A 14,777-nucleotide genomic window follows, 5' to 3' on the forward strand; every position below is an offset into this window, starting at 1 on the left:
GCCACCACCGCCACCGCCGTCGACCACCGCGGCGCCCCCGACCGCGAGCAGCACCACCGCCGCGGCCCCACCCCCGGCGACCACCACGCCGGCCGGCCCGCGGCAGGTCACCTACTCGGTGACCGGGACCAAAGCCCCCGGCGACATCATCTCCGTCACCTACGTCGACGCGTCTGGCCGGCGTCGCACGCAGCACAACGTGTACATCCCGTGGTCGATGACCGTCACACCGATCTCGCAATCGGATGTGGGTTCGGTGGAGGCGTCGAGCCTCTTCCGTGTCAGCAGACTCAACTGCTCGATCATCACCAGTGACGGAACGGTGTTGTCGTCCAACACCAACGACTCGCCGCAGACGAGCTGTTGATGGTCGGCAGATATTCGGCGTACCGGCGTGGGTCGGACCCGGTCGTCAACCCGGAGATCATCGACCGCGTCATGATCGGGGCGTGCGCGGCCATCTGGCTGGTGCTGGTAGGCGTCAGCGTGGCGGCCGCCGTGGCGCTGGCGGACCTGGGCCGCGGTTTTCACAAAATGGCGCGGACTCCCCACACCACCTGGGTGCTGTATGCCGTCATCATCGTTTCCGCCTTGATCATCGCCGGTGCTATCCCGGTGCTGCTGCGCGCCCGCCGGATGACGCAGGCCGAACCGGTGGTGCGCTCCCGTGCCCTGCAGGGTGGAGCCGTCCGGCCGCCCAAGCAGATCGGGCGGACCGGTGGCCGCGTCGCCGTCGAGCCGGCGCGCCGGGAGCCGGTCAAAGCTTATGGCGCGCTTGACGAATGGTCCGGCGCCGTGGTCGACCGCATCTGGTTGCGGGGGACACTGGCATTGACGAGCGCTATCGGGACCTCTTTGATCGCCGTCGCGGTGGCGACCTATCTGATGGCCGCCGGGCACGACGGGGCCTCATGGGTCAGTTACGGTGTCGCCGGTGTGATCGCGGCCGGGCTGCCGGTGATCGAGATCCTTTATGTGCGGCAGCTTCGCCGCGGCCAGGTCGCGCACTGAGTTCGTGCCGCCTTGCGCTGTTGACTCTGCGGTGAGGGTGCGGAAGTGCGAGTGGCCGCTGCCCTGAGCGCAGGCCCAACACCCCTCTGACGACAAAGCGACAAAGCAAAGCCGCCGCCCCCGGGAGCGGGGACGGCGGCTCAGCGCTTCGCTGCGGGCTGCCTAGCCGTGTCCGTTGGAGTGCCCGTTGGAGTGCCCGTTGGACCCGTTGGCGGAGCCGTTAGAGCCCTCCTGGTGCTCCCGCAGGGCGGTCAGTGCACGCACTTCGGCGGCGTGGCCCGCCTCGCGCAGTGCCGCATCCTCCGAGACCGGGTCGGCGCGCAGGAAGCTGCCGCTGCCCGGCGAGCCGGCCGACCCCAGCTTGTTCATCTTCTTGGGCAATGCCGCGCCCTGGTACTCGAGCGCCAGCGGGTGGCCGTGGTCGTCGACCGGGCCGAGCGGTTGGTGCAGCTCGATGTAGGCACCGTGGGGCAGCCGCTTGATGATGCCGGTCTCGACACCGTGCTCGAGCACCGCACGGTCACTGCGCTGCAGCCCCACGGCCCACCGGTAGGCGATGAAGTAGACCAGCGGCGGCAGCACCACCATGCCGATACGCCCGATCCACGTCGTCGCATTCAGCGAGATGTGGAACTTGAACGCGATGATGTCGTTCATAGCGCACAGCGTGAGGACCATGTAGAAGGCGATCGCCATCGCGCCGATCGCGGTGCGCACCGGAGCGTCGCGCGGCCGCACCAGCAGGTTGTGGTGCGCGTAGTCCTTGGTGAACCGCTTCTCCAGGAACGGATAGACAACCAGCAGGCCGAACACCAGGCCCATGATGATGGCGACCCACACGACCGCCGGAATGGTGTGGTGCCAGAAGTAGAACTCCCATGGCGGCCAGATACGAGCCAGGCCCTCCGTCCACATCATGTAGAAGTCCGGCTGTGAGCCCGCCGACACCTGAGACGGCTTGTAGGGGCCCAGATTCCAGATCGGGTTGATCTGCAACAGACCGCCCATCAGGCCCAGCACTCCGACGATCGCCGCGAAGAAGGCGCCGGACTTGACCGCGAAGGTGGGCATGACGCGCACGCCGACCACGTTGTGCTCGGTGCGCCCCGGGCCGGGGAACTGGGTGTGCTTCTGGAACCACACCAACGCCATGTGCGCGCCGATGAGGGCCAGGATGATGCCCGGGATCAGCAAGATGTGCAGGGCGTAGAGCCGGGGGATCAGGATGGTGCCCGGGAAGTCCCCGCCGAACAACGCCCAGTGCAGCCAGGTGCCGATGATCGGCATGCCCAGCGTGATCGACGACAGCGCCGCCCGCAGGCCGATACCCGAGAGCAGGTCGTCGGGCAGGGAGTAGCCGAAGTAGCCCTCGAACATCGACAGGATCAGCAGCAGCGACCCGATGACCCAGTTCGCCTCACGAGGCCGGCGGAACGCGCCGGTGAAGAAGATGCGCGCCAGGTGCACCATGATCGACGCCGAGAACATCAGCGCCGCCCAGTGGTGGATCTGACGGACGAACAGACCGCCGCGGACCTCGAAGGAGATGTTCAGCGCCGTCTCGTATGCCCGCGACATCTCGACGCCACGCAGCGGCTGATACACGCCGTTGTAGGTGACCTCGGCCATCGACGGGTCGAAGAACAAGGTCAGGTACACGCCGGTGATCAGCAGCACGATGAAGCTGTACAGCGCGATCTCACCCAGCAGGAACGACCAGTGCGTCGGGAACACCTTGTTGAGCTGTCGGCGCACCGCCGCTGACGGGTGGTACCGCGAGTCAACGTCATTGCCCTGGCGGGCCAGTACGTCGCCGATCTTCGGGGGACTCAATTTTGGACTCATGTTGTTGTGCGCTCCCAGAATGCCGGTCCCACGGGTTCGATGAAGTCACCGTTGGCGACGAAATACCCGTCGGAGTCGATTGTGATGGGCAGCTGAGCCAACGCACGAGCGGCCGGGCCGAAGATCGGCTTGGCGAAGTGCAATGCGTCGAACTGCGACTGGTGACACGGGCACAGAATTCGGTAGGTCTGTTGTTCGTAAAGTGATGCGGGGCAACCCAAGTGCGAGCATACCTTGGTGTAGGCGAAGAACTCGCCGAAGTTGAAGCTCTCCTGCCCCTGGCGCTTGACGACCTTGTCCACATCGCCGGGCTTGACGCGGATGAGCATCACCGGGTTGCGCACACCCAGCGAGATCGCCGACAGCTTCTCGTGCGATTCCACCGTGGTGCCGTCGCCGTCGGACTCCCGCCACGGAAAGACCGTCTCCATGCCGCCGGCATCCATGTCCTCCGGGCGCATCTTGGTGTACGGCGGTCCGTCGTGGGCCCCGGTGGCCCGAGCCAGGTAGATGGTCTCGCCCTTGAAGCGCGGAGTCCACCCGGACGTCCACAGCTCCGCTTTCATGCCCTCGGCGGTGGGAACGACCGGCTTCCACGGGTTCTTGATCAAGCCGCCGGCAAACGCGACCAGGGTGCCCAGGCCGAATGCGCCCAAGCCGATCCCCAACGACGCGCCGATCAGCTTGCGGCGTCCGACCGTCGAACCCTCGTACGCATCGGCCAGGTTGGCCACCACGGTCTTGCGGTCGATCTCCCGAGAGGCGCCGTCGTGGCGGTCCTGGATCGTGATCTCTTCGGGGATGAAGCGCTTCTGCAGCAGCACCGCGCCGATGGCGATCGACAGGATGGACATGCCGAAGGTGAAGCCGTACAGCGGCGTGGCCAGCGAGTAGAGGAAGTTACCCGAGCTGCCGTTGGGCTTGTACTCCCACGGCCAGAACAGGAAGACCAGCAGCAGAGCCAGGCCGAAGAACCCGCCCAGCAAAAGCCAGCCGGCGACACCACGCGCGGCCCGCTTCTCGGCCTTGGTGCCCTCGACGGGCCAGCGCGGCTCCTTGTAGGCGATCTGGACGCCGTCCATCTTGCTGCCGAGCGCGAGCAGTTCCTCACGGGACATGCGGGCCAGCGCCGCGTCGTCAGGCTCCGTTTCGCCCGCGTGGGTGCTGGTGTCGGTGTCCGAACCGATCTTCGCGGTTTGTGTCACTTCAGACTCGTCGCTCATGAGCGCGCCCCAATCCACAGTGCCAGCCCGATGGCCGAGACCATGCCGATGATCCATGCCGCCATGCCCTCGGGCGCGGGTCCGAAGCCACCCAGTCCGTAGCCGCCCGGGGAACGTTCCTCGGCGGCGGTCCGCACGTACGCGATGATGTCCTTCTTCGATTCGAAGGACAGCTGACGGTCGGAGAACTTCGGCATGTTCTGCGGGCCGGTCAGCATCGCGGTGAGAATCTGCTGCTCGTTGGCCTCGCCGAGGTCGGGTGCGTACTTGCCCGACGACAGCGCGCCGCCCTTACCGGTGAAGTTGTGGCACGAGGCGCAGTTGAGCCGGAACAGGTCGCCGCCGCGGCCCAGGTCGCTGCCGCGCAGCGACTGCATCGCAAGGCTGCCGTCGGGGTTGCGCACGACGGTGGGGCCGCCGCCGCTGGCCTGCACGTAGGCGCCGATCGCGTCGATCTGGGCCTCGTCGAAGATCGGCTCCTTGCGCGGCGCCTGAGCCTCGCCGCGCATGGCGGGCATCCGGCCGGTCGACACCTGGAAGTAGACGGCCGCCTCGCCGACGCCGATCAGGCTGGGCCCGTGGTCGGGCACACCCTGCAGATTGGCGCCGTGGCACGACACACATGACGTGTCAAACAGCTGCTTTCCGGTGCGCAGCAAGGCCGAGCCGGACTCGTCGGCGACCGCGACCTGCGGCGTCGGCGTGAGGACGGCTGCCAACCCACCGGCGATGGTGAGAGCGATCAGCAGCAATAGTCCGCCGGACAGCCGACGGTGCAGACGCCGTCGGGAACGACCACTCTTGCTGCCACCGGATCGGGTGAACCCCAGTCTTTTCAACTGAGCACTCCTGTCGTTTCCTAATTCGGGGCTGCGGTCTTAACGGATGAAATAGATGACGGCGAACAGCGCAATCCACACGATGTCGACGAAGTGCCAGTAGTACGAGACGACGATGCTGGCGGTCGCCTGCGCCGGGGTGAACTTGCTCATCGTGGTGCGGACCAGCAGGAAAATGAAGGCGATCAGACCACCGGTGACGTGCAGGCCGTGGAAGCCGGTGGCCAGATAGAACACGCTGCCGTAGGCGCTGCTGGGGATCGTCGTCCCGTGCGTCACCAGATGCACGTACTCATAGGCCTGGCCGCAGATGAAGAACAGCCCCATCAGGAAGGTGATCACGTACCAGCGCCGCAGGCCGAAAACGTCGCCACGTTCGGCCGCGAACACGCCCATCTGGCAGGTGAACGACGACGCGATCAGCACCAGCGTCACCGGCACGGCCTGGTACAGATTCAGCTCGGTCGGCGGCGGCGGCCAGTTCCCGCCGGCCTGCGCTCGCGCCGTGAAGTAGAACGCGAACAGGCCAGCAAAGAACATGAGCTCGCTGGAGAGCCACACTATGGTGCCGACACTCACCATGTTGGGGCGGTTCAGCGAATGGACTCGCGACGTAATCGCAGTACCCGAGGTCCCTACAGCACTCGTCACATCCGCAAGTATGACGCTTTGTAGTTGTCGAAGACTACCCGGGTCACAAATTTCTGAGATTTCGTGTCGTGCGGGTTGTCTGGCGGTCGGGGGCGCGCTGTTGGGAGCAGCGGATTCTCGTGGGACCATCGGCGACGTGGCTGCGTCGTCTGAGGCTGTTTCGTCCGCCGCACCGTCGTGGCCGCGGGTGCTGGGGCGCTTGACCGACCGGCTGAACCTGCCCCGCGGAGAGGCCGCGTGGGCGATGGACCAGATCATGACCGGCGCCGCGCAGCCGGCCCAGATCGCCGCGTTCGCCGTGGCGATGAAGATGAAGGGCCCGACGTCCGACGAAGTCAGCGAATTGGCCGGCGTGATGCTCGACCATGCCCGGGCGATGCCGGAGGGCGCCATTCCCGACGACGCGGTCGACGTCGTGGGTACCGGTGGAGACGGTGTGAACACCGTGAACCTGTCCACGATGGCCTCGATCGTGGTGGCGGCCGCCGGGGTGCCGGTGGTCAAGCACGGCAACCGCGCCGCGTCCTCGCTGTCCGGCGGCGCCGACACGCTCGAGGCGCTCGGGGTGCGCATCGACCTAGGGCCCGAAGAGGTCGCCCGCAGCCTCGCCGAGGTCGGAATCGGTTTTTGCTTCGCGCCGCAATTCCATCCGTCCTACCGCCATGCGTCCGTGGTGCGCCGTGAGATCGGTGTGCCTACGGTATTCAATCTTCTTGGGCCGCTGACGAATCCAGCCAGGCCGCGGGCCGGGTTGATCGGCTGCGCGTTCGCCGATTTAGCCGACGTCATGGCCGGCGTGTTTGCTGCACGCCGTTCCAGTGTGCTGGTGGTGCACGGTGACGACGGGCTCGACGAGCTCACCACCACCACGACCAGCACGATCTGGCGGGTGCAGGCCGGCACCGTGGACAAGCTCAAATTCGATCCCGCGGGATTCGGTTTCGCGCGCGCCGAACTCGACGAGCTGCGCGGTGGCGACGCCGCGGCCAACGCCGCGGAGGTGCGGGCCGTGCTGGCCGGCGCCAGGGGGCCGGTGCGCGACGCGGTGGTGCTCAACGCCGCGGGCGCGCTCGTCGCTCACGCGGGGCTATCCAGCCGCGCTGAATGGTTGCCGGCGTGGGAGGACGGGTTGGGGCGGGCCAGCGCCGCGATCGACAGCGGCGCGGCCGAACACCTGCTCGCGCGATGGGTGCGGTTCGGCCAGCAGGTCTGAGTGCGCTTCGGCCTGGCGACCCGCCAGCCGCGCCGACCGTGCGGTGGCCGCCCACGCCGCCCACGCGCCCGCCGCGCCCAGCGGAGTCGCCCAGCCCGCTTCGTCGGCACCGATCACCCGCACGATCCGCACGCCCGGTGTGGCCAGCCAGCGGGCAATCAGCGCGGTTTCCTCGACCAGTGCGCCGCCCAGCGGGGCCGGTGTCGGGAGGATCATTTGCGCCCCAGCTGCAATCGCGTCGATCACCGGCATCGGGGGCACTCCCCGCCGGGCGCCGCCGGCGGCTGCGAGCTGGCCGTGTCTGATGACCGCGAAGTGGTAGCCGCCCGAACCGTCGGGCGCCGCGGCGATCAGCTCGGGCAGCGCGGTCAGGGCCCGCAGGCGCTGGCCCCGCCACAGCGCCTCGACGGCGGTGGCGACGTGGTCGCGCAGCCGGGCCGCACTTTCGTAGTGGTGACGCCCGGCCAGCGCGGCCACCTGCTCGGCGGCCGCGCCCAGCGCGGAGTTGTCCGACCCGTCGATCAGCGCCTCGGCGCGTCGGGTCGCATCGGCGTATTGCTCGGCCGTCACAGCGCGGGCGGCGGGACAGGGTGCCAGCTCCACCTCGGGGCAGAGCGGACCGTGCAGCGCCGAGCGCCCCAGCCGTTTCGTACACGTCCGCACGCCGGTGAAGCGGGCCAGCAGTGCGGCGGTGTCGGCCGCGTCCGTGCGCGAGCGGAACGGCCCGATGGCCCGCTGGTGCCTGGGGTTGCGGATCACCGAGAACCGGGGGAACGCCTCATCGGTCAACACCACCCACCACCAGCGGTGCGGAAACTTCGAGCGGCGGTTGTACGGCGGGGCGTGCGCGGCCAGCAGCCGCAGCTCACGCACACCGGCCTCCAGTGCATGGGCGCATTCCACGTGGTCCACGCCGTCCGCCAGGCCGACCATCTCCTTCATCCGGCCACGCGGGTCGCTGCCGTTGAAGTACTGGTTCACCCGGCGCCGCAGGTCGACTGCCGTGCCGATGTAGAGCACCTCGCCGGCGGGGCCGCGGAACAGATAGACCCCGGGGCACTGGGGCAGTCGGTCGGCCAATACCCGCTTGCGGCGCTGCGCCGGGGTGACGTCCGGCAGGTACGAGCGCAAGTCGGCGTAGGTGTGGATGCCCTGATTGCCGACTCGCTCGATGAGTGCGTGCAACACCTCGACGGTGGCGCGGGCGTCGTCGAGGGCGCGGTGGGTGGGCCGGGTCGCGACGGCGAAGATCCGCGCCAGCTCGGCCAGCCGCACGCTGGGGGCTTCTTCCCGGCTCAACACCCGGCGCGCCAGCCGGACCGTGCACAACACCCGCGACCGCGGCCACTTGAGCTGGCACCGTTCGGCCGCGGCCCGTAGGAACCCGATGTCGAAGCCGGCGTTGTGGGCCACCAGCACCGAGTCGCCGACGAACTCGAAGAACATCGGCAGCACGGCCTCGATGGTCGGGGCGTCACACACCATGGCCGTGGTAATGCCCGTGAGCCGGACGATCTGGGGTGGGATGCTGCGTTGCGGGTCGACCAGGGTGGCGAATTCACCGAGCACCGCGCCGCCACGCACCTTGACCGCGCCGATCTCGGTGATCGCGTCCGGGGCGGCGCCGTCACGGCCCTTGGCGCGTCCGCCGGTGGTTTCCAGGTCCACCACGACGAAGGTGGTCTCGCGCAGCTGCGATTCGTCGGGGGCGCTCAAGTCGTCCAGCCCGGCGAAGCTGAGTTGAGTCCCACCGGTCGCACTCATGGCGGTGACGTTAGGCATCCGCACCGACAGCCAACGGTTCCCACGCCGGGTGTCGTTGTCGGTGGCCGGCGTTACCGTGCGGTGCAGATCGACTTTGGAGTGAGAGTGCTAGGGAGAGGACCGACCCAGATGGGACACAGCAAGGGCACCGAAAGGGCCGGTGGCGCAGCGGCCAGGCCGGGAGAGCCGGTGGTCATCGACTGCGACGATTGCGCGGTCCGCGGGCCGGGATGCCGCGAGTGTGTGGTGAGCGTTCTGCTCGGGGTGCCCGAAACCCTTTCGTACGACGAACAAGTCGCGCTCGAGACGTTGGCCGAGGCGGGCTTGGCGCCGCGACTGCGTCTGGTGCCTATCCGGCGCGATCGTGATCTGCCGACTAGCGCAATGACCCGGCGGGTCGTGTAGGGTCGACGACGGCCAGAAACCCTGTCTCACATAGAAATGACATAAATCTACCCAATTTCTTAACTCCCCCCTTTGGACAAACGTCGATATCGTTTCGTAACCTGTTTGAGACCTAAACCAGCTCGGCGAATTCACGTCGATGGCAGTTTAAGGAAGCAAATCTTGAGGCTCGACTGTAGGCATTCGATCGCGCGCGTCATCAAGCGGTTCGCCATCGGTTCGTTCGCGAGCTTCATCGTGTTCTCGGGGATCACGGCCGCCGGCGCACTGGCCGATCCTGCCGACGACGCGTTGGCGAAACTCAACGAGCTTTCCCGGCAGGCCGAGCAGACCACCGAGGCGATGCACAGCGCACAGCTGGATCTGAACGAGAAGCTCGCCGCCCAGCAGGCCGCGGAGCGCAAGCTGACCGACGACCAGGCCAAGCTGGAAGCCGCGAGAGCGCGCTTGGCCAACTTCCAGGGCGCGGTGAACAAGGTTGCCGCCGCGACGTATATGGGTGGCCGCACCGATGGTCTAGACGCCATCCTGACGGCCGCGTCGCCGCAGTCGCTGATCGACGGGCTTGCAATACAGCGGGTGATGGCGGGTCAGATGTCCTCGCAGATGGCCAGTTTCAAGGCCGCCGGCGAGGAGGCGGTGAAGGCCGAGCAGGCGTCCGCAAAGTCCGCTGCCGACGCCAAGGCCGCCGCCGAGCAGGCCGCGGCTGTGCGGGCGAACTTGCAGCACAAGCAAAGCCAGCTGCAGGTGCAGATCGCCGTCGTCAAGTCGCAGTACCAGGCGTTGACTCCGGAGCAGCGCACCGCCCTGGCCAATCCCGGACCGGCCCCCGATCGAGTACCGGATCGCGGGCCCGGTGCGCCCGCTCCCGCTCCGGAGGCACTGCCGCCGGGCGCCCCGGTGCCGCCCGAAGGCGTCCCCGGTGAGGCACCCGCTCCTGGCGGGGCAGCCAACGTGCCCTTCACGGGTGGCGGCGGTGGTGGCGACCGCGCGGTCGTGGTGCAGGCTGCGTTGACCCAGATCGGCAGTCCCTACGTGTGGGGCGGCGCCGCTCCCGGGGGATTCGACTGCTCGGGCCTGGTCATGTGGGCGTTTCAGCAGGCCGGCATCTCGCTGCCGCACTCCAGCCAGGCGCTGGCGCATGGCGGTCAGCCGGTCTCCTTGTCTGACCTGCAGCCCGGCGACGTGCTGACCTTCTACTCCGACGCGTCGCACGCCGGGATTTACGTCGGCGACGGGATGATGGTCCACTCGTCCACCTTCGGCCAGCCGGTCCGCGTGGTGCCGATGGACTCGTCCGGTCCCATCTACGACGCCCGCCGCTACTGACCGTTCCGGCCCCAAGGCGCCGGCTCCACATACTGCTGGCCGGTATCTTCGCCGCCGAGCTGATCGCCGCGGTCATGCTCCCGGGGCACGAGCGCGCCGCCGCCGCGGTACCGGTCGTTTCCCGCTCCCAGCCCGTCACGACGATGTCGTCTGCCGGAGACCGGGTCGTGCGACTGGTCAACCTGGGCGGCTCGGAGTCCGACCGCCTGCTGTCGCGGGTCACCGCTGATCTCGACGGTGCCGTCGATGCGGTCGTCGGTTTCTGGGGCGTCGACTGGACGCATGAGATCGCGGTGGTGGCTACCGGATCGGACGAGCAGTTTCAGCAGGCCGCCGGCGGCGGCACAGCTTCGCAGTGGGCGGACATCGCGGCGGTGACAGTGGCCGAACGCGTCGATCCGGTGGCCCGGACGATGGTCGATGCCCGCATCGTGCTGGCTCCCGGCGCGACGCAGATGAGTGCACAAGCCCTACGAATAGTGCTCAGCCATGAGCTTTTCCACTATGCGGCCCGGGTGGACACCGCCCTGGACGCGCCGCGTTGGCTCACCGAAGGGGTGGCCGATTACGTCGCCCGGCCGCAGACCGCGCTGCCCGCCGATGCCCAGACCGGCGCGCAGTCGTTGCCGACGGACGACGACCTCGACACTCCCGGGCCGCAACGCTCCCTGGCCTATGACCGGGCGTGGTGGTTCGCCAGGTTCGTGGCCGATACCTACGGGCCGGCCAAGTTGCGCGAACTGTATGTCGCGGCATGTGGTGTCGGGCACGTCGATCTGGCCACAGCCGTCGACCGGTCGCTGGGCATCGACGTGGCCGGTCTGCTGCCACGCTGGCAGCGCTGGACGGCCGGCCGCACCTAGATCCGGTTCGGGTCGCCGTGAACGTGCACTCCGGTACGACGACACGCCGCGGCGAGCGGCATTCCGCGCACCCTCGCCGCGGGGCGGCGGGCTCCTCAACGCGCCGCTGCCGCGGCGTGCATCGTCGCCCGCTAACCTCACGGGGTGGCTCGGGTCCTGCTGGTAACCAACGACTTTCCCCCGCGACGCGGGGGCATCCAGTCCTACCTGGGGGAGTTCGTCAATCGGCTGGTCGACTCCGGGACGCACAGCGTGACGGTGTACGCGCCAAAATGGAAGGGCGCCGAGGCTTTCGACGAAGCGGCCGACTCGGCGGGTTATCGGGTGCTGCGCCATCCCACCACGCTGATGCTGCCAGTCCCCACCGTCGACGCCCGGATGCGCCGGCTCATCGACGACAACGACATCGACACGGTCTGGTTCGGAGCCGCCGCCCCGCTGGCCCTGCTGGCGCCGCGCGCCCGCCAGGCCGGCGCCACACGTGTGCTGGCCAGCACCCACGGCCACGAAGTGGGCTGGTCGATGCTGCCGGTCGCGCGATCAGTGCTGCGCAGCATCGGCGATCACACCGACGTCGTGACCTTCGTCAGCCGCTACACCCGGTCAAGGTTCGCGCCGGCGTTCGGACCCAGTGCCGCGCTGGAATATCTCCCGCCCGGAGTGGACAGCGACCGCTTCCGGCCCGACCCTGCCGCGCGCGCTGAACTGCGCAAACGCTATCGGCTGGGCGAGCGGCCCACGGTGGTGTGTCTGTCCCGGCTGGTGCCCCGCAAAGGGCAGGACATGCTGATCAAGGCCCTGCCGGCGATTCGCCGGCGCGTCCCGGGCGCGGCGCTGGTCATCGTCGGCGGCGGGCCCTACCTCGAGACGCTGGGCAAGCTCGCGCGCGAATGCGAGGTGGAAGACCACGTCACCTTCACCGGCGGCGTTCCGGGTGACGAACTGCCCGCCCATCACGCCATGGCCGATGTGTTCGCGATGCCGTGCCGCACCCGCGGCGCCGGCATGGACGTCGAGGGCCTGGGCATCGTCTTCCTGGAGGCCTCGGCCACCGGCGTTGCGGTGGTGGCCGGCGACTCCGGAGGAGCCCCGGAAGCGGTGCAGCACAACAAGACTGGACTGGTGGTCGACGGCAACTCGGTGGACGAGATCGGCGAGGCCGTCACCGAGTTGCTGATCGACCGCGACCGGGCCGCCGCGATGGGCGCCGCCGGGCGCGACTGGGTTCGCAGCGAGTGGCGCTGGGACCTGCTGGCCGCCCGACTGGAAAAGCTGCTCGGTGCTCAGTCTTTCGAGTAGATCGCCTCGATGTCGGAGGCGAACTTCTCGGCGACCACGTTTCGCTTCACCTTCATCGTCGGTGTCAGCTCGCCGGTGTCCTCGGTGAAATCGACAGGCAAGATGCGGAACTTGCGGATCGACTCGGCGTGCGAGACCTGCTGGTTGGCTTGCTTGACCGCCGCGTCGATCTCGGCGACCAGATCCGGATCGGTGGCCAACTCGCCCACGGTCGCTGCCGAGTTCTTGTGATGGTGGTGCTTCCAGCCCTCGAACGCTTCGGGGTCGATGGTGATCAGCGCGCCGATGAACGGCTTGGCGTCCCCGACCACCATCGCCTGGCTGATCAGCGGGTGGGCCCGCAACTGGTCTTCCAGCACGGCGGGCGCGACGTTCTTCCCGCCCGCTGTGACGATGAGCTCCTTCTTGCGGCCGGTGATGCTGACGAAACCGTCTTCGTCGACAGCGCCGAGATCGCCGGTGCGGAACCAGCCGTCGCTGAACGCCTCCTGGGTGGCCTGCTCATTGCGCCAGTAGCCGCTGAATACCACGCCCCCGCGCACCAGCAGTTCTTTGTCCTCGGCGATTCGCAGGCTGTTGCCCGGCACCAGCTTGCCCACCGTGCCGATCTTGAGGCCGTTGATCTGATTCACCGTGATCGCCGCACTGGTCTCGGTCAACCCGTAACCCTCGTAGATGGTCACGCCCACACCGCGGTAGAAGTGCCCGAGCCGCGCACCCAGCGGGGCCCCGCCGGAGACGGCGGCGTGGCACTCACCACCCAGCGCGGCACGCAGCTTCCCGTAGACCAGGCGGTCGAACACCGCGTGCTTGGCGCGCAGCACCATTCCGGGCTTGCCGTCGTCTTGGGCGCGGCTCCAATCGACCGCCGTCTGCGCGGCTGCCTTAAAGACAGCACCTTTGCCGTCGTTGGCGGCGTTCTGCTCGGCGGTGTTGTACACCTTCTCGAATACCCGCGGAACCGACACCACCACAGTCGGTTTGAACTCCGCCAGCAGCGGCAGCAGGTTCTTGATGTCACTGGTGAATCCGACGGTCACTTTGCTGGTGAAAGCCGCCAGGGTGAGCGCACGGGCCAGCACGTGGGCCAGCGGCAAGAAGACCAGCAGGCGTTGCCCCTCGCACAACAACGTGGGCAGGCACTCGGCGGTGCCGCGGATCTCGTGCAGCAGATTGGAGTGGGTGAGTTGGCAGCCCTTCGGCCGGCCCGTGGTGCCAGAGGTATAGATGAGAGTCGCCGGAGCGTCGGAGCGCAGGCCCTGTTGCCGCGCCGTCAGTTCGGCCGCTTCGACCGATGCGCCGGCCTCCACCAACTGGTCCAATGCCTTCGGGCCGGCGCCGTTGATGTGCAGTACGCGGCGCAGGGCGGGCAGGTCGCCGGTGAGCTCCGTGACGATGGCCGCGTGCGCATCGGTTTCGGCGAATGCCAGCACCGCTTCGGAGTCCTGCAGTACCCAGCGCACCTGCTCGGCCGACGAGGTCTCGTAGATAGGCACGGTTACCGCGCCCACCGACAGGATCGCCAGGTCCAGGATCGCCCACTCGTAGCAGGTGGCCGAGAAGATCGAGACGCGGTCACCGGGCTGGACACCCAGCGAAATCAAGCCCAGTGCGGCGGCACGAATCTGGTTGGCCGCCTCGGCGCAGCTGACGTCCGTCCACGCCCCGTCGACCCGGCGCCGGTAGATCACGTAGTCGGGGTCGTTGCGCTCGTGCTCGTACACCACAGCCGCGACGTTGTCGTGGTCGTAGACGGAAAAGCGGGCGGGGACACTGTACGAACGCACTCTCTTTACCTCGCTTGACCTCAGGCGGTGGCTTGCTGTTGCCCAGCCTATCGGTGGCATTCGCGCAGCCCGGCGACGGCCGGTGAGGGTCCGCCGCGATAGCCGGGCAGGTGAGGGCCGCACCGCTGCCACCCGGACCGGTATGTGAAGCTGAGGCGATGAACAGCATCCAGATCGCCGACGAAACCTACGTCGCCGCCGCTGGCGCGCTGGTCGGGGCCGCTATCGCAGACCGGTCGAAGTGGCGCCGGTGGTGGCCCGACCTGGACTTGAAGGTCACCGAGGACCGTGCCGACAAGGGCATGCGCTGGGCGGTCAGCGGCCCGCTGACGGGCACCATGGAGGTTTGGCTGGAACCGTCGATGGACGGGGTGATACTGCACTACTTCCTGCATGCCGAACCGACCGGCGTCTCGGCATCCGAGCTGGCCAAGCTCAACCTGGCTAAAATGACGCACCGTCGCCGCGTCGCGGGCAAGAATATGGCGTTCGAGGTGAAGACGACCCTGGAACGGTCGCGTCCCGTCGGGAGTTCTCCGGTAGTTTAA

Annotated in this window: 13 protein-coding genes and 1 pseudogene; 8 read left to right on the top strand and 6 right to left on the bottom strand. The window is 68.0% G+C overall.

Annotated elements, in window-relative coordinates; genetic code table 11:
- The coding region (locus tag AWC08_RS25595; RefSeq protein WP_218621752.1) for an MmpS family transport accessory protein at positions 1-367 on the top strand (367 nt) is incomplete at its 5' end.
- Complete coding sequence (locus AWC08_RS25600; protein WP_065133961.1) at positions 367-1,011, top strand: DUF2561 family protein; 645 nt, start codon at positions 367-369, stop codon at positions 1,009-1,011. The genes AWC08_RS25595 and AWC08_RS25600, both read left to right, overlap by 1 nt.
- Before the next feature lie 162 nt (positions 1,012-1,173).
- On the opposite strand, the gene qcrB is transcribed toward AWC08_RS25600, so the two are convergent.
- From qcrB to ctaE, 4 genes are read right to left on the bottom strand one after another with little or no spacing between them, the layout of a single operon-like run.
- Positions 1,174-2,856, bottom strand: a complete 1,683-nt coding sequence (gene qcrB / locus AWC08_RS25605) for a cytochrome bc1 complex cytochrome b subunit (RefSeq protein WP_065133962.1) — start codon at positions 2,854-2,856, stop codon at positions 1,174-1,176.
- Positions 2,853-4,079, bottom strand: coding sequence for a cytochrome bc1 complex Rieske iron-sulfur subunit (qcrA, locus tag AWC08_RS25610; protein ID WP_069435529.1), 1,227 nt, complete (start codon positions 4,077-4,079; stop codon positions 2,853-2,855). The genes qcrB and qcrA overlap by 4 nt, the downstream gene beginning before the upstream one ends.
- A complete protein-coding gene (gene qcrC / locus AWC08_RS25615; protein WP_065133963.1) occupies positions 4,076-4,918 on the bottom strand; it encodes a cytochrome bc1 complex diheme cytochrome c subunit in 843 nt (280 codons plus the stop codon). The genes qcrA and qcrC overlap by 4 nt, the downstream gene beginning before the upstream one ends.
- Positions 4,919-4,957: 39 nt before the next feature.
- Positions 4,958-5,569, bottom strand: coding sequence for an aa3-type cytochrome oxidase subunit III (gene ctaE, locus AWC08_RS25620; protein ID WP_065045069.1), 612 nt, complete (start codon positions 5,567-5,569; stop codon positions 4,958-4,960).
- Positions 5,570-5,696: 127 nt separating this feature from the next.
- Here ctaE and trpD point away from each other — a divergent pair, with 127 nt between their 5' ends.
- Positions 5,697-6,782, top strand: a complete 1,086-nt coding sequence (gene trpD / locus AWC08_RS25625; protein ID WP_244906541.1) for an anthranilate phosphoribosyltransferase — start codon at positions 5,697-5,699, stop codon at positions 6,780-6,782.
- Here the strand turns inward: trpD and AWC08_RS25630 are convergent.
- Positions 6,720-8,564, bottom strand: a pseudogene (locus AWC08_RS25630) (DEDD exonuclease domain-containing protein); the annotation flags it as partial. The gene trpD and the pseudogene AWC08_RS25630 sit on opposite strands and share 63 nt — an antisense overlap.
- 111 nt (positions 8,565-8,675) lie before the next feature.
- Here AWC08_RS25630 and AWC08_RS25635 point away from each other — a divergent pair.
- The 4 genes from AWC08_RS25635 to pimB all read left to right on the top strand — a co-directional run bounded on the left by AWC08_RS25635 (position 8,676) and on the right by pimB (position 12,442).
- Complete coding sequence (locus tag AWC08_RS25635) at positions 8,676-8,951, top strand: hypothetical protein (RefSeq protein ID WP_065133965.1); 276 nt, start codon at positions 8,676-8,678, stop codon at positions 8,949-8,951.
- A 162-nt stretch (positions 8,952-9,113) separates the two neighbouring features.
- Positions 9,114-10,280, top strand: a complete 1,167-nt coding sequence (gene ripC / locus AWC08_RS25640; protein ID WP_065133966.1) for a peptidoglycan hydrolase RipC — start codon at positions 9,114-9,116, stop codon at positions 10,278-10,280.
- Positions 10,281-10,423: 143 nt separating this feature from the next.
- The gene (locus AWC08_RS25645; protein ID WP_232007940.1) at positions 10,424-11,143 is read left to right on the top strand and encodes a gluzincin family metallopeptidase; all 720 of its coding nucleotides are present in this window, start codon (positions 10,424-10,426) and stop codon (positions 11,141-11,143) included.
- Between the two features lie 144 nt (positions 11,144-11,287).
- The gene (pimB, locus tag AWC08_RS25650) at positions 11,288-12,442 is read left to right on the top strand and encodes a GDP-mannose-dependent alpha-(1-6)-phosphatidylinositol monomannoside mannosyltransferase (RefSeq protein ID WP_069434178.1); all 1,155 of its coding nucleotides are present in this window, start codon (positions 11,288-11,290) and stop codon (positions 12,440-12,442) included.
- On the opposite strand, the gene AWC08_RS25655 is transcribed toward pimB, so the two are convergent.
- Positions 12,427-14,229 (bottom strand): AMP-dependent synthetase/ligase, encoded by a 1,803-nt coding sequence (locus AWC08_RS25655; protein WP_065133969.1) that lies wholly within the window; start codon positions 14,227-14,229, stop codon positions 12,427-12,429. The two genes, pimB and AWC08_RS25655, sit on opposite strands and share 16 nt — an antisense overlap.
- 158 nt (positions 14,230-14,387) lie before the next feature.
- Here AWC08_RS25655 and AWC08_RS25660 point away from each other — a divergent pair, with 158 nt between their 5' ends.
- Positions 14,388-14,777, top strand: coding sequence for a polyketide cyclase / dehydrase and lipid transport (locus tag AWC08_RS25660; protein ID WP_065133970.1), 390 nt, complete (start codon positions 14,388-14,390; stop codon positions 14,775-14,777).

Origin of the sequence: Mycobacterium gordonae (assembly GCF_002101675.1) — a bacterium.
In the GTDB taxonomy this organism is placed as follows: domain Bacteria; phylum Actinomycetota; class Actinomycetes; order Mycobacteriales; family Mycobacteriaceae; genus Mycobacterium; species Mycobacterium gordonae.